The following is a 22,698-nucleotide window of genomic DNA, read 5'->3' as shown; positions in this document are numbered from 1 at the left end:
CTGCCGCAATGACATCGCGGTCGGACAGAACATCGGTCCGCCCGCCGCCGTTGTAGACGACGGAGGCGGGCCAGTGTTGCTCTCGCGCGGTTCTCAGCTTGGTGACGTCGTCTCCGTGTTCGGAGAAGGCAAGCGCGATCGAGAGAAAGGGGCGTCCACATCCAGGTTGCCCATCTTGTTGGTGCGCTCCCACTCCAACCCGATCTCGGCGGCGACAGCGAAGTCACCGACGGCTTGCTGAATCTGTTGAAAGTCCTGGCCGGTCATGCCTTCCGGCTTGATCAGGCACTCCGCCCACACGAACGGCAGCAGCTCATCCACCTTGTGGGATTCGAGCTTGTCACCCTTGGGGAGGGTGGCAGAGAACTTGTCACGCGCCCGGTCCCAATCGGCGCTCGTCGACGGGCGGAACTGCATTTCGAGGGCGGCGGCCTCGAACTCGTCGAGCAGGTCGTTGTACTGCTGGACGAGCTTGTCTCTCTCGCCGGCCGCTGCGATCGACTGCTCATCGCCCTCGGCGGGGAGCGCGTCGATCCGTTCCTTGATCTCGTCCATCTGCGCGTACAGGTCGAACCGCAGGTGAACCTTGAACGGCTTCGAGTAGCCTCCCACAGAGTTGCGCATGAACGCGCCGATGTCGAAAGTCTTTGCCGCGTCCTGTGTTTCCTTGTTGATCGCTGCCATCGTGACTCCTTAGTCCAGGTAAGGCATTACGGCGTCCAGGTCAGAGTTGAGGACCCCGGCCCGCCGACCTGGACTCGACGGGCCGGGGCGTTCATCAGGCGGCGACGGTCGCGTTCGGGAAGACCTCGCCGGATGGCACGACAGTCCAGTCGCTCTTGAACTTGCCCTCGGCCGCGTTCGGGCGGGGATAGTCGAGCTGGCCGCCGTACACCGCAACCGGGTCTCCAGCTTTCACGGAGCTGGTCAGTACCGGCTTACCCTGGAAGTCCAAAATATAGCCGTGCGGCTGGTCCCCGAGCAGTACCACCGGATCGTCCTCCGCAGGCAGACCCTCCGGGGTGTAGAGCCGGAACGTAGTGAAGGTGGCCTGGTAGTTGGCCGCGGTGATCGACTTGCCGTTGGCGGTCTGGCACAACGGCGATTCGTCGTTGGTGTCGGACTCCTGCATGCCGACGTCGACGTTGCCCTTGACGATGTCGCAGGAAAGGTCCTTGCCGGCAGCAATTTCCGACAGCTTGGGATGGGCAGGATCGGCCAGGGTCTCCACCCAGACGATGCGGCGGTTCCCGTTGACGAGGGTGTGCTGGCTGGTGGTGGTCGGTGTTGGTGAGGTCATGCCTGGTGTCCTTCCGCAAAGTCACCGGAGTAGGTGACCGGATCGGGTGGGGTGGATTCCGCAGGTCCAGGCGCGGAGGGTGCGGCGGACGCCGCTACCGCATCAGTTCCTGATGCGGCGGTCTTAGGTTCGCCTGCGTCACGCTGGCGCAGAGCGCGGGTGATGTCCGCTGCCGACTGTGTCCGAACGGCGGGAAACGCCTTGTAGTACTTGGTTTTTGGCACGGTGATTCCTCCCGTGTTCGCGGGTTCAGTGTTTCGGGATGGATGCTGGTCAGGCAGCGCTGGTGGCGCTGATCTTCACACCGGCAGTGAGGTAGACCGTGGGTGCGGCAAGCACTGATTCGTCACGCTGCGGAGGGTTGACGAAGTCGACCTCGATCGGCCCCGCCGACCAGCCTGCGAGTGACAATCGTTGAACGGTCAGGGCATTGAGCACCCGGTCGGCCAGTGCCCGAACCTCTGGGCCCAGTGCAAGATTCCGTCCGGCCACCAAGAACGTCAACCTCGGTGCCCAGGTCCGATCTCGGCGCCCAAGCTCGCAAATCGCCGGCTCCAAAGTTTCACCCACCGACGGGTAGACGACGACGTACCGTGGCACAACCACTTCCGGTGCATGTTGCACGATCGAGTCGTACACCGGCACGTTCCCTGCGGCCGCCTTGACGGCTGCGACCAACGCGTTCTCGACGGTCACGGCAGCAGCTTCCCGATCTCGTCGCCCATCGCCTGGAGGAACCGCGGTTCTTCCGCGTCAGCAGCTGGCAGCATGTGCGGCATCGGTGGCGTGCGGGCCGAACCGAACTCGACGCCGCGGCCGAACTTCCCCTGCTTCTTCTCGATGTTTGGGCCGATCACGGCGGCGGTCCTGCCATCCATGTCGAAGTCAATCGACGCCGGGTAGTGCGGCAGGTAGGAATGCTGGTCGCTGATCATGGACTCAATGCGTTTGCGCGCATCGGCTTTCACGTTCACGGCCGCACGGCGCACCACCCTTCGCGCGGTCCTCTGGACGTCCTTACCGAGCTGACGGAAGGCGTCTTGCAGCTCGCGGAGACCTTCAACTTCGACGGCCATCAGGACTGCACTTCCTCACACGCGAGACGTTGCGCTGTTGCCTGCGACTGGTGCACCGTCGAGCGCACCGTGAACCGGCGGCCAACGTTCGCCGCATCCCACCTGGATGCCGTGACAGTGACCGTGGCACCGTTGGGCACATCGACGGCCGCTACCGGGATCGAGATGATGTGCTGCACCGTGACCACCTGATCGACCGCCAACAGAGGTCGGTCGGAGTTCATCTGTGGCAAACGAATCCGGCACTTGCCCTCATAGATCACCTGCGGCTCAGGTGGAACCGATGTCTGCGTCTCCTCGTCCCACACCGGCAGACCATCGCCGGCCACCGTGATCACGCAGGTGTCCTGCATCAGCGACTCTGTGTGCGCCCTCAACTCCGGGAGAGCCAGGTCGATGTCGTCGGCGAGCATCAGTGCCACCGTCGGTACGGCGCGGCCGGCGCTGTCGGGCAACCGGGTTGGTAGCCGGGGCGAATGCTGAACGACGCCCTCTCCGATCCCGGGAAAAGCATGTCCAGCAGGTCATCCGGCAGAACCGTCACCCTGTCGGGCGCCGAGTACGTTCGCGCCGAGCTGGCGTCGTCCACCGACACCGACACCTGCAAGGCACCGTCTCGCGGTTGACGGGCTTGCCCCGCAACCAACCTGCGCACCACGTAGTCAACGACCTCCGGATCGAGCAAAGCCACCGACAGCCCGCGCGCCTCCGCGGCAAGACGAATCAGCAACATGGCGTCACTGATCCATCGCTCCCACTGATTCCACGTCGTCGAGCCTTCGGCCGGGGGCGGCATGCCGAGCTCGCCCGCGATGTCATCGGGTGTCAACATGGCACGCCACCCCCGTCCCGCTCACTCGTCGTCGTCGGAATCTGGCTTCGGCTTCTGCCGGCGCGCCGGCGGCTTGGCCTTCGGCTCGGCCCGCACGTGATCCCCGACCTGACCCTCAGCCCACTCAGGGATCTCGGATCCGGCGTGAATCACGTGCGGCGAACCATCCTGTCCTCGGACGACGACCGTCTCGGTGACGGCCGCCATCACAGCACCTTGGCGGCGATGGACAGGTTCGCGTTGGCCAGCACCGGCAGAGCGATGGCATCCGAGATGACCTCAGCGATCATCGGAGGCTTCTCGTTGCGGTACACGCCCACCACGATGCCCGGCTGCTCGGACGGCTCGATCCCGAAGTCCGGGTCCACCGACGTCAGGGTCTGGCCCCAGAACGTCGCGCCGAGCTGCGTGCCCTGCCAGTCGTTCACCGCGACCGGTGCCGGCAGCAGGAACACCCGATCGTCCGGGATGACCCGGCCGGCCGAAGTGCGGCGGTCGTAGATGACGATGTCCGGCAGGCCTGCGCCGGACACCAGTGCCCGGACGTCCGAGTCAGTGGCCTGGCGAGTGGCACCACTGACCAGCAGCGTCGCCAGCTTCGCATTGGCCTGCATCGCCCGGAACGCCCTGCGGGACATCAGCACAGCGCCGGGCTCGTCGCCGGTGTCGGTGACGTACAGATCCTGCAGCGTCTCCAGGTAGCCGATCGGATCGGCCGCCGGATCGTTCCACAGGGTGCCGGCCGTGACGGTGTGCGACGCGTCGCGCTGGAAGTCGTCCTCCGTCTTGAAGTTCGGCTGATCGATCGTCGCCTTGCCGGTGGTCAGCACCGTGCCGCGCATCCGCTCGGTGCGGTCCGCGACCGCCTGTACCACCGTCTCGGTGTCGCGCAGGATCTGGTTCTGCACGTCGAGGTCGGTGGCGTTGCGGGTGCGCAGCTGCAGGTACTCGGACACGGGGATGTTCTGCCCCACGGCCGGCAGCTCGATGCTGACTCGCTTGCCCGGCTGGCGCTTGCCGATCTCCGGTTCCGCGTCGTACGCCCGGTAACGGGCCTCGTCCACCAGCCCGTACTGGCCGGCGACGAAACGCGCCACGATGTCAGCGACTTCGCGGTTCGGGAGGAACTGCGCGAGGGTGCCCTTGCGCTGCTCGTAGGCAGCCAGGCTCTCCCGGGCGTACCCGGTCAGCTCGGCGGGCGTGATGATGTCGGTCCAGAGAGCCATGATCAGTTACCCCCGATGAAGACGAACCCGGCTGGCGCGGTGGCCGGCAGGTTGGTGGACACGGGCAGGTGTGCGGTCTTGATCAGGCCGTGCCGCAGGACCGGAATCGCGATGTCCGCGACTCCGTCGGTGGACTGGTCGGTGAGCACGAATCCGAGCTGCTCGCCGGCGCCGCCCGTGAACGGCTTGATCGCGCCTTCGTCGGCGCAGTTCACGATCAGACCCGACGGGAAGTACCCGTTGGGGTAGTGCGTTCCAGCGGTGAACGTGCTGACGTCGAGAGTGCCGGTGCGGGCGTTGAACAGCCCGTGGTCGGACCCGAGCCAGGTCTGGTCACCACTGCCGAACGTCTCTCGCTTGAGACGGGGCATGGATGCCTCCTTGGTTGTTGGGCTACTGCTTGGTGGGGTGGCGCTCCGACCACAGGTCTCGGCCCGCCGAGACTGAGGTGGTTGCCTTCCCTGCGCCGGTCGCCCCTTGTGAGGGGTCTGGGCGCGGGGTTCCCGGCTTTCCCGAGTTGCTGCCGTTCCCGCTCGGCTTGCCCGAGTCGGAGCCGGCGGCCGGCGCGAGCCGGGCCGCCAACTTCTCCATCGCATTGCGGTCGGAGATTCCGGCCAGCAACGCGACGTCGTCTTTGTCGGTGATGTGGTGCTCCATCGCGACCTCGTTCACCGTGTTCCGGTGGGTCAGCACGGTCACCTGTTCCTGCAGCGCGGACACGCCCTGCAGCTGGTTCACCAGGTCAGCCGGATCGACCTTCTTGTCGCCCAGCCCGAGCGCGGCCTTCATGCCGTCTTTGAGCTGGTTCAGCTGCGACTCCAGGTTGCGATTCACCTGCAACTGGCCCTGGTACTTGCCCTGCCACTCGCCGTCACCCTGACCCGCGCCGGTCCCGGCGTTCGGATCGGGGGCGCCGGTCCCGGCGTTCGGATCGGGGGCGGCGTTCCCGCCGGCTGGTTGCTGGCCCGACTGATCTCCCCGGTCGGCGTCCTTCGGCTCCGTCTGGGCAGGCTGCTGCGGCATCGTTCACTCCTGGGGTTGGCCCGGCGACCTTGCATCGCTGGGACGTTGAGCGCCTCGGCTTTCCCGTGGCGCGATTGCGGCGTAGAGTTGGCCTTGCAAGCGGGAACCGGCCTCGGTGTTAACTGGGGAAACGGCCCGCTTGTTCTATTCCTCGAGCACTTGCCGCAACGTGCCCTGTGCCAGCAGCCACAGTTCCCCGATGCGGCGCTCCGCAGTGTCGTTGTACCGCTGCAGGGCGGCGAACTCCTCATTCGTAACGTCCCTGGCGCCAATATCAACGATGACCGTGTGGACGGTCTTGCGGCGCTTGTTCTTGGCGGTCGCCTTTGCGATCTGACGGCCGATGTGAACGGCATCGGCTGGCGTCGTCTCACTGAGCCCCTTGTGCTCCGCCTCAATGTCTCGGCGGCTTGCCGCCACCACCGCCGGCTGCGGCTTTGGGCTTCGGCGCGTCGGTGGTGTACCCGTGCGCCCGCAGCAGACGCATCGCTTCGTCGCGGTCCCCGTCGGCCAGCCGGTAGATCGACTCTGGCCGGAGCCGAATCAGCTTCTTGTCCTTGCCGACGAACCCGGCCGCCGTCGTCTTGATGCCCGGCACACCGAACACCTGGCCAGTGCCCATGCCCTTGTTGGCGTTGACCACCCGCGCCGGATCGGCGCCGTCCTCGACGATCGCCTTCAGATCCGCCTGCGACAGACCATGCACCCGGCCGGCGCGGATCGCCGCTGCCGGATCGGTGCGCATATCGCCAGCGACATCCTCCGACGCCGGGACGTGGACGCAATCGCAGCGCGGATGACGCTGAAACCCAGCCGACCACCGGTAGAACCGGCCCGCCAAGATCGCGCACCGTGCGCACGACGGCAGCCGCAGCATCCGCACGTAGCCGGTGACCGCCGGCCGCACGACCGACTCGACACTCTCGATCGCCCGGCCCGCGTCAACGACCTGCGTCTGCGCGATACCTTCCAGCAGCTTCCCGCCCGACGCCTTCGCCGCCAGCGGCTCAAGCCCGTCGTCCATGTCGGCCAGCGCCCGCTGCACCGGGAAGCGCAGCAAGTCCAGCAGCGGAACACCGGACGCCGCAACGCCCACGACCGATGAGCGATCGACACGGGTGGTCGGGTTGTCCGGCAGGCCGAGCTCGGCGAGCACGGCCGGCACGTACGCGCTGGCCTCCGACGCCGCGGCCGCCTGGCCGGCCGTCAGCAGGCCGAGCGCATCGTCCTCGACGCGATCCCACGCCGCGCCCAGGCCGACAGCCGGCAGTCGAGACCACAGCGACCGCAACCCGACCAGGACCGACCCGACGATCCGGGCGTTGTTCCGGTAGTGCTCGTCAGCCGCCTGCGGCAGCGCCACTGCTCAGCGCCTCCGTCAACCGGGCGATACTCGGATCGTTCGCCTCCGACTGCAGTCGACTGGCCTCTTGCTGCTTGCGTGGCTCGTCCCAGCCGAGCATGTCCCACATGCCCTCGACCGAAAGTCCCTGCACCTGACGCAGTTTCACCGCGGCGTCGGCGATCTCCGCCAACGTCTGCGTGCCCGGGTCTTGCCACAACACGCGGATCGAGTTGCGCTGACCCCACGACCCGGTACGGAACCGTTCCTCGAGGCCCATCACCCACGCCCACGAATCGCCGTCGAACCGGTTCATCGCGTTGACCCGGGCGATCAGCCGCGATTCGTCCGCTCGGATGGCGCCCTCGCTGGCCGGGTTCGACGTCTGCTGGCCGGCGTACCGCACCGGCAGGCCGAGAATCGCTGCGCACCAGGCGAACATGTTGTTCACCGTGTCGTGGAAGTTCGACAGCGACGCCGCGTCGAACTGGCCGAACTTCGCGTCCGTGTTCGACGTCGCCTTGATGGCCGTCATGTACGCCTCCCACTGGGGAAGCAACTTGCCGGCCTTGTCGACGAAGTCTTCCTTCTTCACCCCGGACGCCCACCGGTGCGGCAAAGCCAGCGACTCCGACGCGACGATCATGTTCGACATCAGCCGGGCGATGTCATCGGTCATCTGCACGACGTCAGCCATCTCCGACAGGCCGTGAAACCCCTGCCCCCGCCGGCGGTGAACGAATCCGACGATCGGGACCACGCCGAGGTCGTGATCGTCCCGACCACGCTCGTCATCGACCACCCAACCGTTCCGCCCACGCACCACATGCACCGTCGAGTCCGGCTCGTACAAGGTGCCGCGAGTGACCCGCTCCTCGTCCCGGTACATCCGGAAGGCGTCAGTGATCCGACGGAACCGGCGATCGACCTGCACGCCCATCTGCATAGGGCTCTCGGCGGTGATCAGTGGGTGCTCGGAGTCCTCAGCGTTCGAGCCGACCGACACGTACGAGCGGCCGAAGATCTTCTCGTCGGTATGCACCAACGTCGACTCCGACGCGAGGTTGTTGTACTCCCACGCCTCTCGCAACGCCGGATCTTCCTTGGTGGAATCACCCGAGCGGTAGAACCCGCGCACCAACTGGCGGATCGTCGGCTCGTCCACGGCGATCCGCGGGATGTTGATGACCGTCATGAAGTGCCGCAACTCCGGCGGCACCGCCAGACCCAAGTGCTCGATGCGCTGCGCACCGTCGTAATAGCGGTCCAGCAGTTCCAGACCGGGCTCGTCCTTGCGGATCTTCGCCGACAACGCTGAGATCGCTGTCTTCTCGTCGTCGGACAGCACGGAAGCCACGGGGAGGGTCACAGCGCAGACCCTCCTTCGAGTTCAGTCACCAACAGAACACACGGTTGTCGTCCGATGACTCAGTCCAGCCGGCGGAGATCGCGTCAGCGCGCGCCTCGTACGCCAACGCCGCACCAACCACCGAGTCGATCTTGCGGTCAGAGTTCGGATATTCCTTGCGCACCAGACGCTTCCCGCCCTTACGCGCCACGTAGGCGTTGCGGAAATGCTCCATCAGCACCCCGTCGCCGTCGTGCCACACCGCACCGCTCATCAGGTCGACGCGGAGCCGGTCCAGCGCGGCTGACATCTGCACTTCACGGGACGTTGCCCACGGCAACACCCGCTCGCCGAGATCCTGCTGCAGCGCATCGATGTCGGAGCGCCACTCGTGCGGATCGGCGTACAGCCGCGACACGTTGTACCGCTCGAACGCCTCACGGATCATGGCCAGCACGTCGGCCCTCGGCACTTCCCACCAGTTCCCCTCGGGGCCCGTGGGCTTCGCCCAGATACCGATCGGGAACAGGAACCCGTCGGACATTCGTGAACCGATCAGCACCGTCGAGTCATCGTTCAGCGACCCATCGAACCCGAGCGCGATCGCGGAGCCTTCCTCAACGGGCTCCTTACGGGCCTGCCGCTCCACCACCGCATCAGGGATCCACGCGTCCTTACCCGACATCGGCCGGTTCAGGAAGTACCGCGCCGCCGTCTCTTCGTCAGGACACGACCGCGGATCCGTCATCTCCCGGTAGATCCGATCCAGATCCATCCACTCGGCCGCAGCGCCGTACACATCCCGCAACTGCGCCATCGTGTGCGGACGGTCCGAGATGTCCACCCGGCCCTTGGCCTCACGGTGGTTGACGTACACCGTCGACGACAGCTCGCCCTTGCGCCAAGCGGTCAACGTGTCCTCGAACACCGACTGCTCACCCGGCCGGTACGCCGTCGACGTCTGCAGCATCCACGGCTCAGCCAGCTTCCGCTTGCCGAGGTTCCGCCGGACCGTTCCGTACATCGACTTGAGCTCACGCAGCACGTACAGGTGCGACTCGTCAGCGACGACGAACGTCTCCTTGCCGCCGTCCTTGCTCGCCGCCCCGCTGGTGCATGCGCGAATCTCACCACCATGAGGCAGGTAGATCGCCGTAGCCGACTGGTACTGACGGACGCCCGACGCGCCGCCGTAGACGTCGGGATGAACGTCCTGGCCCCAATCGGCTGCGATGAACGCGACGACCTCGAAAGTGTTGCCGGTCTGGCTTTCCTCTGTCGCCAGGCACTTCAACAGCGGCGACGTGACCGGCCGGCCGACAGGCTGACTGTCGGCACCCCATCCGCCGAACCGTACCGGGCCGAACGCCTCAGCGATCGCAATGTGGCCGGCAATCTCCGACTTCGCTCGGCCTTTCGGTCGCGACAGCACGCCCTCGTCGTAGACCCGCCGGCCGGTGTTCGGATCCAGCCGGTACGCCTCGATGACGAAGTCCCGCATCTCGTCGTCATAGTCGAGCGGCTCGCCCTGTACGTCGCCGGGGCCGTGGCATTCAAACTCGTGAATCCAGTCCAGCAGCTCGTAGCCGAGCGAGCAGACGTGGCCCTCGAAAAGCGGCCCTGTCCAGGGCATCAGGAACTCCGCGCCGCCCGAGCGCGATCCAAGCTCGACACCCGATCCAGCGATGACACCTTTGACGGCTGTTGGACCCCACGAATCTGCCGGCGTATCGGGCGCTTACCCGAAACCTCGTCCGGCAGCCGCAATGCCGCCACCAATCGGGCCAACAACGCCGACTGCTGCCGAACCTCTGCGAACAACGGATGAATCATCGGACCCGCTCGGCCCTCAACAACGGGATCGACAGATGTAGCCCGAGACTCCAGATTCTCTACCCGGTCCGCCGTCCGGCACGCCGACAGGGCAACCTCACGCATCGGGTTCAGTTCATCCTCGAGCGCTGAATCTTGGGCCAGCAGTGACCCCCACAGCCGCCGGCCGCGATCACCTAGGCCGTTAAGCACCGCGAACCTTTCGCCACATTGCAGGACAGGTGAGCGACTTGAACGTTGCCAGGATCGTGCTTGCCACCTCTTGAGCAATCAGTCACGGTGATCCCCTTCTTCGGAAGTAACTCAGCACTCCGGACAGCTTGTCACCTTCCCCGCGGTCCAAAAGCCCAGGTCAGCGGGGGTGTCCCCCCCGGGGTGTCCGTTTTGCGTTTCCGCAGGTCAGAGCGCTGTGCGGCCGGCTGTCGCCCGGTTGCACGGGCGGCATTCGGGGGCGGTCATGCAGGGCGCCGCGTCGCTACAGGGTTCCCGTCGAAACGGCGGTGACACGCGATGCAACGCGGCGAGTAGTGAGCGGGACTCAGGCTGTACGGCGCTCCGGCCGAGGAAGAGGCCACCGAGATCCGCTCGTCCGGATCATCGTGGTTGTATGACCACTCCTGGGCTGGCTGGCTGCAGTCGACACACAGGTGTTCGGCAGCTCGGCCTCGGTCCCGTTTCACGCGGTCGTGCGCCGCGTAGTAACCGGCATCCTCGCGGCGGTAGTGCGCCGCTTTGTCGCCACAAGCGATCCGCATCCCATTCAGCAGGCCGTCCCGCGTGGCGCGCGTGGTGTTACCGCAGTCGCAGAGACAGACCCACGTGCGGCCGATGCGCTCGCCTGTGACCATCAAGGCGCCAAACCGTCTGCCCACGACATCGCGCAGGGCGCGCGGTTCAAAGGTTGGCGTCGGTGTCCCGTACCGCCATTGCTTCATGTAGTGGCTGACGCACATGCCCGCCTTCCTTGTCGGCAAGTCGCAGTTGGTCACCGAGCAGGTAGCGTTGTCCATGTCGATCTCCATCTCAGATCGGCCGTAACCCCGGAGGCTGCAACCTCGCGGGGTCATCTTCGTGATGCTGTCGCCCTATTGCAGGGCATGCACTCCGGTCCAGCGTATCCGGTCCGGTCGTCAGTGTGACCGAGGTCGAATTGGCTTCCGGGCGGGAAGCTCTGTCCGCAGCGCCAGCAGGTGAAGCCTTCGGCGGCAACGTTTTTCGCGGTGGCCGCCCGTATCCGCCGGTGCGGTGCGCCGTAGCCGCGGGCGGTTGAGCTACCGCGCTGCTGCTCAAAGGTCTTGCTGCAGTTCGGGCATCGGGTCCGCTTCGCGTCGATCACCGCGGGACAGTCGAGGCAACGTCGGTACTTCACGTCGCGCCTGCCTCTCGTCCTCGCAGTCGTCGCAGTGCTCGCGGTCGGTCCATTGATCGCACTGGTCGGTGGTGCAGCGGTGGTAGTTGACTTGCTCCCCACGGCTAAAGCCGGGGGATTCCTGCTTCTTCAACGGATGCCTCCTCGCTTCAGGAGCGAGGCGGTCTCACTCCATCTCCACAGGCTGAAACCGCGAGCCCCGCGGCCAGAATCGTTCGTGCCGCGTTGACGTCCCGGTCGTGGACGGCGCCACACTCGGCACACACCCACTCCCGAATATTCAGCGGCAGGGACCGCAGCAGGTGACCGCAGTCGGAGCAGGTCTTGCTGCTCGGATACCAACGGTCGATCGCGATCACTTCGCGGCCGTACCAGTCGGCCTTGTACTCCAGCATCGACCGGAGTTCCGACCAGGACGCGTCGGAGATAGCCCGCGCCAGTGATCGGTTCTTCACCATGTTCCGCACGGCCAGGTCCTCGATAACGATCGTTTGGTTTTCGCGAACGATTCGAGTCGTGAGCTCGTGCAGGTGGTGCCGTCGCCGGTCGGCGATGCGGGCGTAGACCTTGGCGACCTTCAACCTCGCCTTGGCCCGGTTGTTCGAACCCTTCTGTTTGCGTGACAGGTTGCGCTGCGCCTTGGCGAGCTTGGCCCGGTCCTTCTTCTCGTGCTTCGGGTTGGTGATCTTCTCTCCGGTGGAGAGCGTGACCAGTGTCGTGATGCCCGCATCCAGCCCGACCGTCGCATCTGGTCTCGAAGTTGGCACGCCGCGCACTGGCCGAGTACCTGAGCCGCGCTGGGTAACGCAAAGACCCCGACAGCCTGAGCTACCGGGGTCTGGGCACACTTGTTGCACCCACAGCGTCGCAGCAGGTCACAGCATTGTCAAGCAGGCGTCCGCTCGGCGTGTCCATCGGCACCGCCCGCCAACGCCAGCACATCCCCCAGTCGGTACAGCGGCCGGCCGGCGCCATCGATCTTGGCCGGCACCAGACCCTTGGCTTCACCGGTCCTGCCGCGCTCGATCCAAGTCCGCCAGGTCGACGGCTTAGGCGGCGGAATCTTGTACACCGGCAACGCTGCCAACGCTACGGCCCTGGTCACCAGCTGGTCCTTGGCTTTGACCCACATGCCCTGCCGTCGGCCGGCAGTCGGCACCACCGTGTCGACGTTGAGCCGGGCACAGCGCCGGCACACCACCTCGTCGGCATCGGCACGCCCGAGCAGGTCGCTGTCGCAGACCGGGCATTTGCCGTAGTACTCCGCGGGTAGCGGAGTGTCGATGGCACGTCGCACGTCAGCCACCGCATAGGTGATCTCATCGAAGATCTCATCGGCGGCCGGGTGCATCCGGATGCGCTCGATCGCTGAGGCTAGCCAGTGGCAACACGACCGCAGGTTGGGCGCCAGGTGCTCGGTCTCGCGAGCGTCCAGCACCAGCTCTCTGATCCAGGTCTCGATGGTGTTGACCAGATCGTCGCGGGTGTGATCTGCCGACCAGTCGTAGGGCAGCGGGGCCGACGAGTCCCTCGATCGGCGCTTGTCAGTGTCGGTTACCGACTGCCGATGGATGGTGATCTCCAGCTCGTGCACGAGTAGCGGCAGCTCGCGCAGGTCCGCGGCGAGGCGGTTACCGCAGCCGCGGCACAGGTAGGCGTCGAGGGTCTCGGCCCGGCATGCAACACAGGTGCGCTGGCTCACATGGTCTCCTGATCGTCCCTGTCTGTGGCGATGCGCCCGAGGCCTCGCCCAGCGCGCTCCGCGGCGGCCTTGACGACGCGTCCGATCTGATTGGCATCCGCGACGAACACTCCCGGCCGAGGCTGGATGACTGTCCGAAGCGCAGTCAGGTACTCCTGGTCGTCTGAGCGCCTGGCTTCCCGTATGCGCTCATCGCGCCGCTCCTGCCAGCGATGTTCGTTCTCCTGCTGGCGTTCTCGTCGCTGCGCCTCCCTGTCAGCCTGCCGGCGACTCATCCAGGTTGTCCAGACAAGGACGGCTGCCCAGAAAGCTGCAACGGCAGCAATGAAGGTCCACTGGTTCATCATCGGTTCCTCCTGCGGTGCTTGGTCTTCCGGCGGTAGTCGCTGCGCGCGGCTCGAAGCCGGGATGTGCGCCCTCGTGCATGCGCCTCCCAGTGCGGGTGCAGGCGGTGCCGGTGACGAGGTGGCCCGTAGATGCCGCGGCAGTAGGCCGCGGCGACGCGGAACTCGGCAGCAGGGTCGAACGGCCGTGGCGGTGGTGGGCTTTCCGCAGCGATGCGGCGGAGCTCAGCGAAGCCCTCAGATCGTTTCTGCGGCATCAGATTTCCTTTTCTGTCTCCACACTCGCAGGGCGTCCAGGTCGATGCCCAGCGGCTCTCTCAGGTCCAGCGCGCCATGCCTGGCGAGGACGACGAGGGCTGCGGCTTGCACGTCGAGCTCGACGTGGCGGGCAGGTCCGACCCTCTCGGCCAGTGAGGTCACTTCGTTCACGACGCGGCCTCGATCAGCACCCGCACCCCGCGGTAGGTGCCACGGACCACCCGGTACGTCTCGGCCACGACCACCGAGTCGTCATCGGCAGGCAGGATGCCCGCGTCGACCAGCCCGTCGATCACCGCTTTCAACGTCGGTGCGCCGGCGCCGGCGTCGCGGATGCGTTTGTCGGTGACGCACCACAGCAGCGTGACCGTCACCGGCCCGACCACCGGGCGCAGTGCGGCTTTCGCGATCCACGCGGACTGCCCGCGAATCTCCGCGGTGATGCGAGCTCGGGTGTGCCAGTGGTGCCGGTGGTTCGAGCGGAGCGGCAGCGTCGGGTAGGGCAGGTCCAGGGTCTGACTGGTGGCGATCATGGCCGCCACCAACAGGTTTCAATGGGCATCAGTCGTCCTTCACTCTCGGGTCGGGTGGGATGTCGAGGGGTGCTCGGCGCACGGCACCCCAGTACTCGGATCCGGCTTCGATCCATGGCAGCTGCCGGTCACGGCCGCGCTGAATGACAGAGGGCCAGGCGCGTTCTTCGCGCATGCCGCGCCACTGACCCACGGCGAGCTCGTCGTCCATCACCATCTCGTTGACGACGTGGCGGGTGAGTCCGATGCCGATCTCCGGCCACCGCAGCCACACCGACGATCCGTAGGGGCGCACTGCCCGGCGGCCGGTCTCGTCGAGGCCGTGTCCGGTGTGGGTTTCGATGAGCAGGGCTGCGTTGTGCCGCACCCGCACCTCGTCCATCACCTGCAGGAGGGCTAGCACATCTGAGTCGAGCTGCGGGTTTCCGCGCATCAGCTTGTAGGCGGGGGTGAAGATGATCAGGTCCGGGCTCGCCGCGGCGCACACCTTCATCAGCCAGGCCCGGTCGCGGCCGGGCAGGTCCAATCCCTCGGGGCGGATGTGGTGGATGACGTTCCTCGCCCAGCCGACGGTCAGCCGATCGCCGAACCGGTCGGCGATCCACCGGAAGCGCCGTTGCGTCTGCTGCAGCGAGTTCTCCGCGTCGATCAGCAGGACCCGCTTCGGCCCGTCGATGCGCTGACCGGTCATGGGGTGGCAGCCGCCGGCGAGGGCAATGCCGATCTGGCTGAGCCACACCGACTTTCCCGCGCCTTCGGCGGCGACGAGGACTATCCGCTCGCGACGTTCCATGAGACCGGGCACGAGCCAGTCGTGGGTGAACTCGAGGTCGAGCAGGTCGGCGATCGTCGGCGGGTCCGCGTCAGGTGCCACGTCCAGCAGGGGCGGCACGGCCTCGAGGTCGGAGATCGTGTCCGTGTGAGTCTGATCGACCACCTCGGCCGGCTCATCGCCGGAAAGTGCCTGCAGGGCACGGCGATGCGCCTGCGCGGTGACGCGAACCCGGGTGGCGTTGCGGACGATGCCGGCGTACCAGCCGCCGGCATCGGCCATCGGCACTGCGGAGGCGAGCTTGTGGATGTGTTCGGGCCCGACCCTGCCGAACAGCTTGTCGGCCACGGTGATGGTGTCGACGTGTTCCTCGCGGCGGAGCATGTCCCGGATGGTCGTGGCAATGAGTCGGCACCGACCGTCGGTGAAATCGCCGTCGGTCAGCTCGAGCAGTGATCGGGTTGAGCCTAGTAGCGCGGAGCCGATGACCGCGTGCTCGGCGTAAACGGCGGTTTCCTGGATATCACTCATAGTGGCCCCAGGAATGGGCGACCGTCGGAGGTCCGCAAACGTTGAACTTTAGCGGGCCGTTTCGCTTCGAGATCGGTTTGATCTTTCAGCATCCAGTTTTGAAATGCTTTACGCCAATCCAGCTTTGAAGCTGATGAGCCGGACGACGAGTGCCAGAAGTTCCTGAATCGTTCGACTGCACGATCGTAGTTCACGTCTGGGCACTTCGCTGCAGCCCACGCTATCAGACCGTCGTCGGGTTGCCAATCGTCTGGGAGGCGGTGTGCGCGCTTGCGCGTCTCACCACCAGAACCACTACCAGAACCACTACCACTACCATGTGTGAGAATCCGGACCGGATTCCGCGCCGATTCCGGGTCAGATTCCGGACCGGATTCCGGACCGGAAAACTTGCCCTCTGACCTGCGGGTATCCGATTTGTCCTTTGCGTTGCGCTTCTCGTCCCTCCATGCCTTCCGCTTCTTCGAGACTGCTGCTCTCGTTAGGTTTCTTTCCCCCCACTGATGGAACCGAAACCCGCCTCGAGCTCTACGCCACAACCCCGCACGGACCAGCTCGTCAGCTGCCGCATCAGCGTCTCGGGAGAGCAGTGCGAGGGTCGCCACGGTGATCAAGCCGTCAGTCAGCTTGGCCACGGAGTACGAACCGGCACGCACCCAGAGCGCCACCGCAGCATCAGACAAGCCGATGCACTTGGGGTGGTCGTAGAAGTCTGGATCGACATGAAAGGTCACTGGCATCGTCGAGTGCCCCTTTCCACTTCCATGATTTCCTGAACCGTCGCGCCGAGAAGTGCCAGGCGCACGGAATCCCAACTGCGCTCAGACAGCGCCCGGTGTTGAATAATCGATAGCGCGAGGGCATTGCGTCGGCGCAGTTCTTCATCATTCACATCGCCGTCTCTCGGCATGACTTTCTCACCTCCTAGCTCGGTTGTGTCACACGCTGGGCAGGTCTGCCAACCTGCTCTGTGGATAACTCCACGGCCCACACGCCTGGCCACCGATGCACGCCGACCAGATGCTGGCCTCCGGCATCGACCGCGCCCCGCCACGTCGCGCAGCCGCGCCACCAGTAGCAGCGCCGGCAGCCGACAATCCATGCGGTGGAACCGATACCGCGGTGCCGCCACACCCCCAGCGGGGCCGAGACACCGATCAGTGGGCTGATGGTGCGGACCGCCGCGGCGAGCCGCTCGGGCGCGGCGGTGGGGGTCACGACGCACCGCCGGCAGGCTCGTACGTCCGCGGCAGGCCATTCGACGCCGCCCAGCCGGCGCACAGCGGCTCGGGGCGACCGTCGGCCGCGTAGATCACCCCGGGGGTCTGCGGCGGGTCGTAGGCACCCGCTGGCGCCTCGATGACAGCGCCGGAGGGGTGCCGCCACCGCGCGACGCTCCGCACCCCCTGGTGGCAGTAGAACGGTGTCGCGCGGGTGAAATCGAGCGGGTCACCGCCGATATCGGCGCGCTCGGGAGAGTCGGTGCGGTAGGCGCAGTCTCGACACATCGATCGGCGAACCGGTGGCGGGCCGGGCATGATCGGCTGCTGCGGCTGGTCGTACTCGGCCACCCAACAGGTGCACTGCTCGCCGTAGCTGTACGCGGCGGTGTCGCAGCACGGGACCACCGGGTCTGGCGGTGGCAGAAGGTCGGTGTCGTGGGTCATGATGCACCGTCCTGGTAGTCGTCGCAGTGCGGAAAGCAGAAGTGCCGCAACCGCATCCGCCGGCCGGGGCGCTCATACCGCGCCGACACCTTGTCGTACCCGCGGTTTTTCGTGTGGTTGTGCTCGACGTGCTTGGTGGCCTTGTCGGCAGCGGCGAACGCGTCGAGGTCGGCGCGCGACTCGAACCGCACATCGATGATCGGGTATGCGATCAGCGATCCTTCGACGTGGAGCCCCTCTGGGCTGATCTGGTGGCTGTCGAAGACGCGCCACACCTCGCCCAACGCAAGCAGTGTCGTCGTGGTCACGACGCACCGCCCTGACGCCACGGCAGCACCGCAGCGTTCATGTGCAGCAACGGGTCTCCGGTGTGCCCGGCGGCGAGCTGGCACCGGAACGTTCTCCCGGTCCACTCGTTCACTCTCGTCTCGGGACACTGCTCCGCCGAGTCCGTGAACTCATCGAAAGCGCCGTCTTCGTTCCAAGCGGCGTTGCAGTCGTCGCAGAGGAAGCCGACACCGGGTTCGAAACGTGTCTCGGTTTCGCACAGAGGGCACAGCGGGGTGCTGAACTCCAACTGCGGCAATGGGTCTCGGGTCATGGTGTGTCCTTGTCTGGTCGGTACCACCCGCAGGCGCACACCCGGCAGGCGGTGCGGTGTTGCCACTGCCAGTGCCCACACAGGCACGGGGTGATGGCGTGCAGGAGCCGCCGGCCGATCACGACGCGTCCCCTGGTGGTCGTACCTTGTCCTGGGCGAGCCACTCGCACAGCTGCCCGCACAGCACCCTCACCGCCTGCTCGTCCAGCACCACACTCTCGATGCCGGTCAGGCGCAGCCACGGCCCGACCGCCTCCGACTCGTACTGGTCCTCGTGGCCGGGCACGCACCACGCCGGGATGGAGGCAACCTCCACCTCGGATAGCCCCCCGTCGTAGTCCGGGTAGCGGTGAGAGTCTTCGCATACCTTGACTTTTCCGTAGTCGGCGGACCAGCCGATCGGGGTGCGGGATGCCCAGATGCTCACGACGCACCGCCTGCCCGGATGATCCGCCCCGACATCGCGTCCCGCATCTGATCGCAGTACACGCAGATGACGTAGTGGTCATCCCCGTCGAACCGCCACCGGTGGAGCCGCGGGTGATCGACGCGCTGCGAGCAGGGGCACACGTCGGGGTGCATAGGCTGGCTGTGGTCGGGGTCGCTGTAGGTGCGCATCACGCCACCGTCCCGTCCAACAGGCAAGTGCCGGCTGGCATCACGTCGTGCTGACACTCTGGGCAGAACGCCGGGTCGCCATCGTTGATGACCAGGCCGCTGCCGCAGGCGCCGCACGTGGCGTGCGCTGGACACCATGGGTCGGTGCACCTGCCGGGCTCGATACTGGTGCACGGCAGTGTGATCGGGGTCGGGTCGTAGCTCTCGTCGTCGATGCAGGTGCACTGCGGGCACTCGTGTACAGGCATCACTCCACCGCCTGACTGGCCCGCTCCGGCTGATCACCGCCAACGCCCAGAGTTTCCAGCACGTACTGCTGACGCTCGGGATCGATGGGCTCGGGCTGGTGACCAGTCAGGCGGCGGTGCTCTGCGATAGCGCCAGTGAGCAGGGCGACCAATGCACTGCTGGTGGCAGCGGTACCCCCAGCAGCACTGGCAGTATTGGCAGCAGCACTGGCAGCAGCAAAATTGGCAGCACTGGTAGCAGCACTGGCAGCAGCACTGGCAGCAGCATAGGCAGCAGCACGAGCAGCAGTATTGGCAGTATTGGCAGTATTGGCAGCGGTACCCCCAGCAGCACTGGCAGTATTGGCAGCAGCACGGGCAGTACGGGCAGCATTGGCAGCGGCGTGGGCGTTCCGTCTGGTCGGCTCGTCCGCCCACGCCTCGGCAGTCTCGATTGCCCGCAGTGACACCTGGTCACTCTCGCGCAGCACCTGGCGGGCAAACCACACTGCCAGCCGCACTGAAAGCTGTTGTCCCTCAACCCCTTTCGGTCCCGGCCCTGTGCCTACCAGGTCAACCGCCAGCGGCGCCAGAGTGGGGCGCACCGCATCCGACACGCGGTCATTCACTGCGATTGCCAGACTCCGCAGCACCGGGTGCACGCACGGGGTCTGATCCGTCCACGAGAGTCCATCGGCCAGATAGGACGCCACCTGTACGAGACAGCCGCCTTCGGCGGGGATCTTGCCGATGCCCTTGCGCAGCAAGGGCATGAAATTGGGGATGGTCATTGGTTCAGTTCTCCTTGGATTGTGTTGTGGCTGTGGCGTTCTCGGCTGCGGCGGTGAGTTCGGCCAGCACGGCCAGGCAGCGATTGGTGTTCGGCGCGGTCAGCGATCCACGGCGCCAGGTGCAGCGGACGGCCGGGACGCGATTGCAGATACCAGTGCGTGCTCATCGCTCACCGCACGGAACCTGTCGATTAGCAGCCACTATCGCCTGCTCGATCTCATCCGTGATCGGCAGCGCGTGACCGTACCGGTGTGCGTGGTAGGCGCACGCCGGGCCCGTCGCTCGCAGCTCGGTGTCCCACTCGTCCTCGGGCCAGCGCTTCACGCACACGGCAGGTTTGCCGCAGGCATCCTCGATGCCGTCGCGGGTGGTGACCGCGTGGCAGGTAGCGACAGAGCTAGTCCGCGACACGACGCCACTCCCCGGCGTACTCCCGCTGACCACCGACCCGATAGGTGCCCGCACCGATCAGCAGAGCACCGTGCTCCTGATGCGTCAGCAGCGCCTCCCGTCCCTCCGGGACGGTGAGAGTGCCGATGTGCAAACCAGTTTCGATCGGGTCGTACAGGCAGTCCTCGCCGTGCAGGTTGTGGGTGTGACCCCCACGCTCGGCCTGCATCACCACCACACCCTCACGGGGCAGCGGCTCATTGCACAGCCAGCCATGCAGCCACCCGCCGGTGAGCCATGCGTCGATTTGGGCCGTGTCGGCGCGTTGGGTTTGCCAGTGTTTCCATTGTCCCGCTGGGCGTTTGCTGCCGTCGGTGGCGACGGGGACGATGCTGGCGCCGGCGGCAGCCCAGGCACGTGCGGCGTCGAGTGTTGGGTTGGGGTCGTCTCTCATCGACCGCTCCCGCTGTCCCATTGCAGTCCCTCCGGTTGGTAGTGGTCGCAGGCGCACACCCGGCACGCCAGGGTGGTGGGCCGGTGCAGCACCCACGAGTGCCCGCAGGCGCAGGGCGTGATGTGCCGCAGGGTGCGCAGCGGGATCGTGCGGGTGCGGTCCTGGTCGGGTTTCACGTCGCACCGCCTGGCTTTTCGGCGCCGCACTCGCAGCGGCACACGCGCGCCTCGTGGTCGTCGCACAGGTGCTCACGGCCCGCCCCGTCGATCCAATGCACCAACCCCGGCACCAAGGGGCTCACAGTCACCGGCGGGAGCGGGCCGCCCATCTCGATGACCCGCACGTCCCGCAGGTCCAGCTCGATGAACCCCCCGCCGGGAAGGTTGATGTGACACCACCACGTGTGCGTGGACATCTGCTCCAAGTGCACGCTGGCATGGCTGGTGACGATCTCATCGAGGATGCGGTGGTCGAGGCTGTAGCGAGTGTCGGCGTAGTGGTCGAAGCTGATGCGGTCGCCGGTCATTGGGCGCTCGCTGAGGTGATGACCCTCGCCGGTCTCGGCGCTGATCACGCTGCACAGCGCCGCCGCCCCTGCCTCGTCGCCGGCGCCGTAGCGCTCGCAGTAGGCGCGCACATCCGAGCGAGCCAGTACCGCCACCTGCTCGGGCTCGATGGCCCGGTCCGAGCCGGGACCGTGGGCGATGGTGAACTCGTTGTCCTGCCAGCCGAACCGCCAGTGCCCCGGACCGCCGATCCTGCAGGAGGTTCCGTGAGCGTCGGCCCGGTCGAACCGCTCCGGCGCGACCGCCTCTGCGCCGTGGTCGGCGCCGTAGTCGGCCACTAGCTCGGCGCGGGTGCCCCAGTAGGTCGGGGCGTCCACGACGGTGGAATAGACGAAGTACCAGTCCTCGTCGGGCCGAGGCTTCACGATGTAGGAGGGCATCACGCCACCGCCTCGCCGGTAGCGCGGGCCAGCATGATTCGGAGTGCCGCCGCGGCTTGTTGCGGCACCACCCCGTCACCACCGAGGGACAGCCGCTGCGGTCGGGACACACCAGGCACCGCCGTCCACCCGGCGGGCCAACCCATCATCCAATCCACGAAATCCGGGGAGATCCGTTGCCCGCCTTTCGGTCCCGTGATGGTCGGTGCCGGTGCCGGGCGTGTACGCGCCTCCCAATGCCGGATCGCCCGCTCGTACTTTTGCCAATCCTGCGTGGTCGCCGCCACCTCCGGCAGCGTCCCGCGACCCTCCGCAACATGCCGGCGCGCGGCGGGGGTGTCACTGACCGTGCCGTGCGGCCCGTCAGAGTGCCGGGGAGTCGGCAGTAGGTGCTCGATCACGGCGGTCCGTAGATCGAGACCGCCGTTGCCGTGAACCCCTGGCCCGGTGCTGTCGGACACGCGCGGCGTCGGCAGCAGCTGCACCACCCCCTCCAGGGGCAGGCGAAGCGCCGCGCCAGGACTGGCCGACTTGTTGGGGCGCTGCACCACAGTGGGTGTCGGCAGCAGGGTCAGCCCTCCGCGAGTCTCCGCGCCACCCCCGGTAGCAGCAGCTCCCCCGACCGGCTGCCCGACCGGGACATGTGCCCCCCCATCCCATCCGCCACCGACGGGGTGGGCATCAGCACGCCAGGCGAGGGTAAACACTCGCCCTCGCCTGTGGGGGGCGCCGACGTCGGACGCACGGACATTGATCCATTCCGCATCGAACCCGAGGTTGGCCAGGTCTCCGAGTACACGCCCGACAGCTCGAACATTTGGTGCGTGCCGGAGTCGCCGGTTGTCCATTTCCACACATCGCGGGCACGGTCCCAGGTGATCGTCCGAATCTGTTTCGGCGCAGGCACTATAGGCCCCTTCCACGTTCTCCCACACCACATAGCGGGGACGGATAGCCTCGATAGCTTGGCGCATGTGCGCCCATAACCCCGACCGGCTGCCCGTGGTCATACCGGCACGCCGACCAGCCGCTGACATGTCCTGGCACGGGCTGCCACCGCTGATCACATCGACCGGCGGTACCTGCGACCAATCCGCCTCGGTGATGTCCCCGATGTTGCTGCCCGGCCAGTAGTGGTCGATGAGCCGTACCGATGCGGGTTTGATATCGGACCGCCACACCGTGCGGGCACCAAACACGTCCTCGACTGCTATGTCGAGGCCACCTGCGCCGGTGAACAGCGACCCTAACGTCAGCATGGTTCCCCCTCGGGCACAACCCGTTCCAGCCACTCCCACAGCGCAAGGCTGGTGTCGTAGCTGGTGGCGATCACGTCGTCGTGGTTCCCGCCGGGCCGACGCGCCCAAATAACGTCGTCACCGAAGCCGTCTTCGGCGCGGTACCAATCAGCGGGCGGGGCCACAGCTTCCAAGGTCTGCTGCGCGTAGGTCTCGGTCTCATCGCGGGTCATCACAGCCACCAGCCTGTCGGCACGCAGGCGATGAGCAGCGCAC

The 22,698-nt window shown here is 66.5% G+C and carries 32 protein-coding genes and 1 pseudogene; all 33 read right to left on the bottom strand.

Annotation, left to right across the window (positions count from 1 at the left end):
* Positions 1-93 precede the first annotated feature (93 nt).
* A complete protein-coding gene (locus tag HKD39_RS14740) occupies positions 94-684 on the bottom strand; it encodes a hypothetical protein (protein ID WP_171200653.1) in 591 nt (196 codons plus the stop codon).
* Positions 685-778: 94 nt separating this feature from the next.
* Positions 779-1,300 carry a phage tail tube protein gene (locus HKD39_RS14735; RefSeq protein WP_171200652.1) on the bottom strand — a complete coding sequence of 174 codons (522 nt, stop codon included), beginning with the start codon at positions 1,298-1,300 and terminating at the stop codon, positions 779-781.
* A gap of 273 nt (positions 1,301-1,573) precedes the next feature.
* On the bottom strand, positions 1,574-1,996 hold the full coding sequence (locus HKD39_RS14730; RefSeq protein ID WP_171200651.1) for a hypothetical protein: 423 nt from the start codon (positions 1,994-1,996) through the stop codon (positions 1,574-1,576).
* A complete protein-coding gene (locus tag HKD39_RS14725; protein WP_171200650.1) occupies positions 1,993-2,376 on the bottom strand; it encodes an HK97-gp10 family putative phage morphogenesis protein in 384 nt (127 codons plus the stop codon). The genes HKD39_RS14730 and HKD39_RS14725 overlap by 4 nt, the downstream gene beginning before the upstream one ends.
* Positions 2,376-2,789 carry a DUF6093 family protein gene (locus HKD39_RS14720; protein WP_171200649.1) on the bottom strand — a complete coding sequence of 138 codons (414 nt, stop codon included), beginning with the start codon at positions 2,787-2,789 and terminating at the stop codon, positions 2,376-2,378. The genes HKD39_RS14725 and HKD39_RS14720 overlap by 1 nt, the downstream gene beginning before the upstream one ends.
* The gene (locus tag HKD39_RS14715) at positions 2,789-3,208 is read right to left on the bottom strand and encodes a hypothetical protein (protein ID WP_171200648.1); all 420 of its coding nucleotides are present in this window, start codon (positions 3,206-3,208) and stop codon (positions 2,789-2,791) included. Before HKD39_RS14715 ends, HKD39_RS14720 begins: the two co-directional genes overlap by 1 nt.
* A gap of 21 nt (positions 3,209-3,229) precedes the next feature.
* On the bottom strand, positions 3,230-3,415 hold the full coding sequence (locus tag HKD39_RS14710; protein WP_171200647.1) for a hypothetical protein: 186 nt from the start codon (positions 3,413-3,415) through the stop codon (positions 3,230-3,232).
* The gene (locus HKD39_RS14705) at positions 3,415-4,434 is read right to left on the bottom strand and encodes a major capsid protein (RefSeq protein WP_171200646.1); all 1,020 of its coding nucleotides are present in this window, start codon (positions 4,432-4,434) and stop codon (positions 3,415-3,417) included. Before HKD39_RS14705 ends, HKD39_RS14710 begins: the two co-directional genes overlap by 1 nt.
* A 2-nt stretch (positions 4,435-4,436) precedes the next feature.
* Complete coding sequence (locus HKD39_RS14700; RefSeq protein ID WP_171200645.1) at positions 4,437-4,805, bottom strand: potassium transporter; 369 nt, start codon at positions 4,803-4,805, stop codon at positions 4,437-4,439.
* Between the two features lie 22 nt (positions 4,806-4,827).
* A complete protein-coding gene (locus HKD39_RS14695; RefSeq protein WP_171200644.1) occupies positions 4,828-5,457 on the bottom strand; it encodes a hypothetical protein in 630 nt (209 codons plus the stop codon).
* Positions 5,458-5,601: 144 nt separating this feature from the next.
* Complete coding sequence (locus tag HKD39_RS14690) at positions 5,602-5,880, bottom strand: hypothetical protein (RefSeq protein WP_171200643.1); 279 nt, start codon at positions 5,878-5,880, stop codon at positions 5,602-5,604.
* Complete coding sequence (locus tag HKD39_RS14685; protein ID WP_171200642.1) at positions 5,852-6,748, bottom strand: hypothetical protein; 897 nt, start codon at positions 6,746-6,748, stop codon at positions 5,852-5,854. Before HKD39_RS14685 ends, HKD39_RS14690 begins: the two co-directional genes overlap by 29 nt.
* A gap of 49 nt (positions 6,749-6,797) precedes the next feature.
* Positions 6,798-8,168 carry a phage portal protein gene (locus tag HKD39_RS14680; protein WP_171200641.1) on the bottom strand — a complete coding sequence of 457 codons (1,371 nt, stop codon included), beginning with the start codon at positions 8,166-8,168 and terminating at the stop codon, positions 6,798-6,800.
* A gap of 25 nt (positions 8,169-8,193) precedes the next feature.
* Positions 8,194-9,780, bottom strand: a complete 1,587-nt coding sequence (locus HKD39_RS14675) for a hypothetical protein (RefSeq protein ID WP_171200640.1) — start codon at positions 9,778-9,780, stop codon at positions 8,194-8,196.
* A gap of 376 nt (positions 9,781-10,156) precedes the next feature.
* Positions 10,157-10,258, bottom strand: a complete 102-nt coding sequence (locus HKD39_RS20805) for an HNH endonuclease (protein WP_425488463.1) — start codon at positions 10,256-10,258, stop codon at positions 10,157-10,159.
* Between the two features lie 177 nt (positions 10,259-10,435).
* Entirely contained in the window at positions 10,436-11,002 is a 567-nt protein-coding gene (locus tag HKD39_RS14670; protein ID WP_171200639.1) for a hypothetical protein, read from the bottom strand.
* 264 nt (positions 11,003-11,266) lie between these two features.
* The gene (locus tag HKD39_RS14665) at positions 11,267-11,482 is read right to left on the bottom strand and encodes a hypothetical protein (protein ID WP_171200638.1); all 216 of its coding nucleotides are present in this window, start codon (positions 11,480-11,482) and stop codon (positions 11,267-11,269) included.
* 16 nt (positions 11,483-11,498) lie between these two features.
* A pseudogene (locus tag HKD39_RS14660) lies at positions 11,499-12,104 on the bottom strand (RNA-guided endonuclease TnpB family protein); the annotation flags it as partial.
* Positions 12,105-12,235: 131 nt separating this feature from the next.
* On the bottom strand, positions 12,236-13,051 hold the full coding sequence (locus HKD39_RS14655) for a hypothetical protein (RefSeq protein WP_171200637.1): 816 nt from the start codon (positions 13,049-13,051) through the stop codon (positions 12,236-12,238).
* Positions 13,048-13,398 (bottom strand): hypothetical protein, encoded by a 351-nt coding sequence (locus tag HKD39_RS14650; RefSeq protein ID WP_171200636.1) that lies wholly within the window; start codon positions 13,396-13,398, stop codon positions 13,048-13,050. Before HKD39_RS14650 ends, HKD39_RS14655 begins: the two co-directional genes overlap by 4 nt.
* Positions 13,399-13,632: 234 nt before the next feature.
* Positions 13,633-13,824 (bottom strand): hypothetical protein, encoded by a 192-nt coding sequence (locus HKD39_RS14645; protein WP_171200635.1) that lies wholly within the window; start codon positions 13,822-13,824, stop codon positions 13,633-13,635.
* Complete coding sequence (locus HKD39_RS14640; protein ID WP_171200634.1) at positions 13,821-14,186, bottom strand: hypothetical protein; 366 nt, start codon at positions 14,184-14,186, stop codon at positions 13,821-13,823. The genes HKD39_RS14645 and HKD39_RS14640 overlap by 4 nt, the downstream gene beginning before the upstream one ends.
* 28 nt (positions 14,187-14,214) lie before the next feature.
* Entirely contained in the window at positions 14,215-15,489 is a 1,275-nt protein-coding gene (locus tag HKD39_RS14635; protein WP_171200633.1) for an AAA family ATPase, read from the bottom strand.
* 1,214 nt (positions 15,490-16,703) lie between these two features.
* Positions 16,704-17,156 (bottom strand): hypothetical protein, encoded by a 453-nt coding sequence (locus tag HKD39_RS14625; RefSeq protein ID WP_171200631.1) that lies wholly within the window; start codon positions 17,154-17,156, stop codon positions 16,704-16,706.
* On the bottom strand, positions 17,153-17,464 hold the full coding sequence (locus tag HKD39_RS14620) for a hypothetical protein (protein ID WP_171200630.1): 312 nt from the start codon (positions 17,462-17,464) through the stop codon (positions 17,153-17,155). The genes HKD39_RS14625 and HKD39_RS14620 overlap by 4 nt, the downstream gene beginning before the upstream one ends.
* Positions 17,465-17,875: 411 nt before the next feature.
* Positions 17,876-18,184: a hypothetical protein gene (locus HKD39_RS14615; RefSeq protein ID WP_171200629.1), complete on the bottom strand. Its 309-nt coding sequence runs from the start codon at positions 18,182-18,184 to the stop codon at positions 17,876-17,878.
* The gene (locus HKD39_RS14610; protein ID WP_171200628.1) at positions 18,181-18,375 is read right to left on the bottom strand and encodes a hypothetical protein; all 195 of its coding nucleotides are present in this window, start codon (positions 18,373-18,375) and stop codon (positions 18,181-18,183) included. The genes HKD39_RS14615 and HKD39_RS14610 overlap by 4 nt, the downstream gene beginning before the upstream one ends.
* Positions 18,376-18,622: 247 nt before the next feature.
* Positions 18,623-19,393, bottom strand: coding sequence for a hypothetical protein (locus tag HKD39_RS14605; RefSeq protein ID WP_171200627.1), 771 nt, complete (start codon positions 19,391-19,393; stop codon positions 18,623-18,625).
* A 398-nt stretch (positions 19,394-19,791) separates the two neighbouring features.
* A complete protein-coding gene (locus HKD39_RS14600) occupies positions 19,792-20,238 on the bottom strand; it encodes a hypothetical protein (RefSeq protein ID WP_171200626.1) in 447 nt (148 codons plus the stop codon).
* Positions 20,235-20,414 carry a hypothetical protein gene (locus tag HKD39_RS14595; protein WP_171200625.1) on the bottom strand — a complete coding sequence of 60 codons (180 nt, stop codon included), beginning with the start codon at positions 20,412-20,414 and terminating at the stop codon, positions 20,235-20,237. The genes HKD39_RS14600 and HKD39_RS14595 overlap by 4 nt, the downstream gene beginning before the upstream one ends.
* Positions 20,411-21,121: a hypothetical protein gene (locus tag HKD39_RS14590; protein ID WP_171200624.1), complete on the bottom strand. Its 711-nt coding sequence runs from the start codon at positions 21,119-21,121 to the stop codon at positions 20,411-20,413. The genes HKD39_RS14595 and HKD39_RS14590 overlap by 4 nt, the downstream gene beginning before the upstream one ends.
* A 62-nt stretch (positions 21,122-21,183) precedes the next feature.
* Positions 21,184-22,443, bottom strand: coding sequence for a DNA cytosine methyltransferase (locus HKD39_RS14585; RefSeq protein ID WP_171200623.1), 1,260 nt, complete (start codon positions 22,441-22,443; stop codon positions 21,184-21,186).
* Positions 22,437-22,655 carry a hypothetical protein gene (locus HKD39_RS14580; RefSeq protein WP_171200622.1) on the bottom strand — a complete coding sequence of 73 codons (219 nt, stop codon included), beginning with the start codon at positions 22,653-22,655 and terminating at the stop codon, positions 22,437-22,439. The genes HKD39_RS14585 and HKD39_RS14580 overlap by 7 nt, the downstream gene beginning before the upstream one ends.
* Between the last annotated feature and the right edge of the window lie 43 nt (positions 22,656-22,698).

Origin of the sequence: Nakamurella aerolata (assembly GCF_013002705.1) — a bacterium.
Lineage (GTDB): Bacteria > Actinomycetota > Actinomycetes > Mycobacteriales > Nakamurellaceae > Nakamurella > Nakamurella aerolata.
This window is presented reverse-complemented; position numbering and strand designations above follow the sequence as displayed.

Excerpts from the sequence above, each read along its gene's own strand:
- HKD39_RS14725 (WP_171200650.1), bottom strand. The coding sequence starts at position 2,376 with ATGGCCGTCGAAGTTGAAGGTCTCCGCGAGCTGCAAGACGCCTTCCGT.
- HKD39_RS14610 (WP_171200628.1), bottom strand. The coding sequence starts at position 18,375 with ATGCGCACCTACAGCGACCCCGACCACAGCCAGCCTATGCACCCCGAC.
- HKD39_RS14740 (WP_171200653.1), bottom strand. The coding sequence starts at position 684 with ATGGCAGCGATCAACAAGGAAACACAGGACGCGGCAAAGACTTTCGAC.
- HKD39_RS14635 (WP_171200633.1), bottom strand. The coding sequence starts at position 15,489 with ATGAGTGATATCCAGGAAACCGCCGTTTACGCCGAGCACGCGGTCATC.
- HKD39_RS14695 (WP_171200644.1), bottom strand. The coding sequence starts at position 5,457 with ATGCCGCAGCAGCCTGCCCAGACGGAGCCGAAGGACGCCGACCGGGGA.
- HKD39_RS14710 (WP_171200647.1), bottom strand. The coding sequence starts at position 3,415 with ATGGCGGCCGTCACCGAGACGGTCGTCGTCCGAGGACAGGATGGTTCG.
- HKD39_RS14625 (WP_171200631.1), bottom strand. The coding sequence starts at position 17,156 with ATGACCCACGACACCGACCTTCTGCCACCGCCAGACCCGGTGGTCCCG.
- HKD39_RS14670 (WP_171200639.1), bottom strand. The coding sequence starts at position 11,002 with ATGGAGATCGACATGGACAACGCTACCTGCTCGGTGACCAACTGCGAC.
- HKD39_RS14700 (WP_171200645.1), bottom strand. The coding sequence starts at position 4,805 with ATGCCCCGTCTCAAGCGAGAGACGTTCGGCAGTGGTGACCAGACCTGG.
- HKD39_RS14675 (WP_171200640.1), bottom strand. The coding sequence starts at position 9,780 with ATGCCCTGGACAGGGCCGCTTTTCGAGGGCCACGTCTGCTCGCTCGGC.
- HKD39_RS14715 (WP_171200648.1), bottom strand. The coding sequence starts at position 3,208 with ATGTTGACACCCGATGACATCGCGGGCGAGCTCGGCATGCCGCCCCCG.
- HKD39_RS14650 (WP_171200636.1), bottom strand. The coding sequence starts at position 13,398 with ATGATGAACCAGTGGACCTTCATTGCTGCCGTTGCAGCTTTCTGGGCA.
- HKD39_RS14720 (WP_171200649.1), bottom strand. The coding sequence starts at position 2,789 with ATGCTCGCCGACGACATCGACCTGGCTCTCCCGGAGTTGAGGGCGCAC.
- HKD39_RS14705 (WP_171200646.1), bottom strand. The coding sequence starts at position 4,434 with ATGGCTCTCTGGACCGACATCATCACGCCCGCCGAGCTGACCGGGTAC.
- HKD39_RS14600 (WP_171200626.1), bottom strand. The coding sequence starts at position 20,238 with ATGAGAGACGACCCCAACCCAACACTCGACGCCGCACGTGCCTGGGCT.
- HKD39_RS14640 (WP_171200634.1), bottom strand. The coding sequence starts at position 14,186 with ATGATCGCCACCAGTCAGACCCTGGACCTGCCCTACCCGACGCTGCCG.
- HKD39_RS14735 (WP_171200652.1), bottom strand. The coding sequence starts at position 1,300 with ATGACCTCACCAACACCGACCACCACCAGCCAGCACACCCTCGTCAAC.
- HKD39_RS14605 (WP_171200627.1), bottom strand. The coding sequence starts at position 19,393 with ATGACCATCCCCAATTTCATGCCCTTGCTGCGCAAGGGCATCGGCAAG.
- HKD39_RS14580 (WP_171200622.1), bottom strand. The coding sequence starts at position 22,655 with ATGACCCGCGATGAGACCGAGACCTACGCGCAGCAGACCTTGGAAGCT.
- HKD39_RS14585 (WP_171200623.1), bottom strand. The coding sequence starts at position 22,443 with ATGCTGACGTTAGGGTCGCTGTTCACCGGCGCAGGTGGCCTCGACATA.